Source organism: Actinoplanes sp. NPDC048791 (assembly GCF_040650095.1).
GTDB lineage: Bacteria > Actinomycetota > Actinomycetes > Mycobacteriales > Micromonosporaceae > Actinoplanes.
This window is the reverse complement of the sequence record NZ_JBEZGQ010000972.1, coordinates 1-2254: the sequence shown is the minus strand read 5'-3', so window position 1 is coordinate 2254 and position 2254 is coordinate 1. Positions and strand designations below refer to the sequence as shown.

The following is a 2254-nucleotide window of genomic DNA, read 5'->3' as shown; positions in this document are numbered from 1 at the left end:
TACGCCGTCAAGTGCCTCCCGGACGGCGTCGCGGTCGGTGATCCTCGCCCGGGTGACGGTGGCTCCCGGCAGCTGGGGGGCGCGGGCGGGGTCGCGGACCAGCAGCTGCTGGGCGAGGCCGCGGGCGGCGAGACGGCGGGCGACCCGGCCACCGAGCTGGCCGGTCGCACCGGTGACGGCGATTGCACTCATGCCGGAGACGCTACGGGCAGGGACGGCTGAGCGGAGCCTTCCGCTCGCGCAGCAGCCGGATTTCCCCGGGCGTGTAGGGCCGGGCGGCCAGTTCGCACAGCCGGCGGAACCACAGCTGCGGGTCCAGGCGCAGCTGCCGGGCGTAGCCGTCGGAGGACACCCGGAGCTCGTCGCGTCGCAGCAGAACGTTGCTGCTGATCGGCGCGGTCAGGGTCCCCACCCGTTTCGCGCTCCGCACCTCCCAGATACCCAGCTCAGTGGCGCCGCCCGGTTCGACGGTGACCAGGTGGCTGTCCGACCCCGGGGTGAAGCCCAGCGGCGAGACGCCCACGCCGATCGGGATCGTCCACGGCGTCCGCCGCGGGTCGCTGAACGGCCAGACCGCCACGACTCCTTTCTCCAGGCTCACGGCCACGCGCGAGCCGTCCGGGTTGAACAGGACAGAGCTGGGGGTCTGGGTGCGGTCCACCTGGAAAGCGGCGACGACCTGGCGGCGGTCGAGGCTCCAGATCTGCACCGTGGAGCCGGGCATCACCACCGCGATCTGGTCCGGGTGGCCCGGCCGGCGGCCCGAGGCGAACGCCAGCTGCGCCGCCCGGCTGCGCGCGCCTTCCTCCTTGCCCGCGCGCAGCTCCACCGGTTCGCCGATGCGCGTGCCGGTGACCACGTTCCAGCGGGTCAGCACGCCGGCGTACAGGACGATGGCCTCGCCGGCCTCGACCGGCACGACCGAACCGGCCCAGTCGTCCACGGTGTTGTCGGTGATCGGCAGCGCACCCAGGCCGGGCGGGACCGACAGGCGTGCGCGATGCTCGACGGTCAGGGCCGGCAGCGCGTAGACGACCAGCTCACCGTGGTGGGCGGTGAGCAGGTGCCGGCTGTCGCCGGTGATGGCGTGCGGGATGCCGTGGAACGTGTTGATCTTCGGGAGAGGCTCGGCAGCGGTGGCCGCGAGCTGCTCATTCGTCCGCGCCCGCACGACCGTGATGCGCCCGCTGTCGGTGTCGAACCGCACGCGGTGCGCGCCGTCGGGCGTCACCACGGTGCGCCCGCCCAGGTCCAGACCGAAACCGACGGTCCGGTGCAGGGTGACCGGCGGACCCAGCGGCAGCCGGTAGAGCTGGGGACCGTCGGCGATCAGCGCACCGGGCGCACCGCCGGGGCCGCGGTGGACGGCCAGATGCCCGATCGGCGTGAAGCCGGTGATGAAGTTGGACGGCGGCGCGGGTACCCGGCGCACCTCTCCGGTGCGTGGGTCCAGGACGGTCAGCGTCGCGTTCGTTCCCTGGGCCAAGCCTTCGACGGTGCCTACCGTGCCGAACTCGCTCGCCGCGTCCATCTCGAGGCCGACACAACTCGGCAGCGGGACCGTGCGCACCACCTTGCCGGTGCCGATGTCCCGCACCATGACCTTCTCGTCGCTGCAGGAGACGACCAGAGCACCGCCGGCCGCCACCATCGGCCGGTCGTCGCCGCCCCGGAAGACCCGCGGTGCGCGCCGGCCGGTCAGGTCGTGCGTGGTCACCATGCCATAGGCGCTGAGCACGACGGTGCTGGGTTCCGGGCCGAAGAACGCGGCCGACGGCACGAACTCGCCATCGGTCGGCGGCAGGTCCGGCACGGCCGCGCGGGTACGGAGGTCCCACATCTGCAGCTCGGCGCTCGTCTCCCCGAAGTTGGTCCGGAGCACGAGCAGGCCGCTGTCGTCGGCCGCGAACCGCAGCGACTCGACGACCGTGTCGCCGTGGGCGAGGTCCGGCCCGGACGGCGCCAGGTCGACCGGAGGCAGGTCCGGCCGGGTGATGTCGCGGACATAGACCCCGCCCACGTCGTTGGCGTAGCCCAGGTAGCGGCCGGACGGGCTGACCTGGAAGCTGCCACCGACGTACGTGCTGCCGGGCGTGAAGGTGATCCGTTGCGGGTCACCCGTGGCGAGGCCACGCCAGACCGTGCCGCCGCCGAACTCGTCGACCACCACGGTCACGGATCCGTCGCGGCTGGTGGAGAGCGAGGCGATCGGCGCGCCCGGCGTGGCGGTGGAGCGCCTGTTCACCGGCCTCAC

At 73.2% G+C, this 2254-nt stretch carries 2 protein-coding genes; both read right to left on the bottom strand.

Annotation, left to right across the window (positions count from 1 at the left end):
- Positions 1-192: NAD(P)H-binding protein (locus AB0C29_RS40650; protein WP_360832337.1), on the bottom strand; the 192-nt coding region annotated here is incomplete at its 3' end.
- Positions 193-202: 10 nt separating this feature from the next.
- The coding region (locus AB0C29_RS40645) for a hypothetical protein (RefSeq protein WP_360832334.1) at positions 203-2254 on the bottom strand (2052 nt) is incomplete at its 5' end.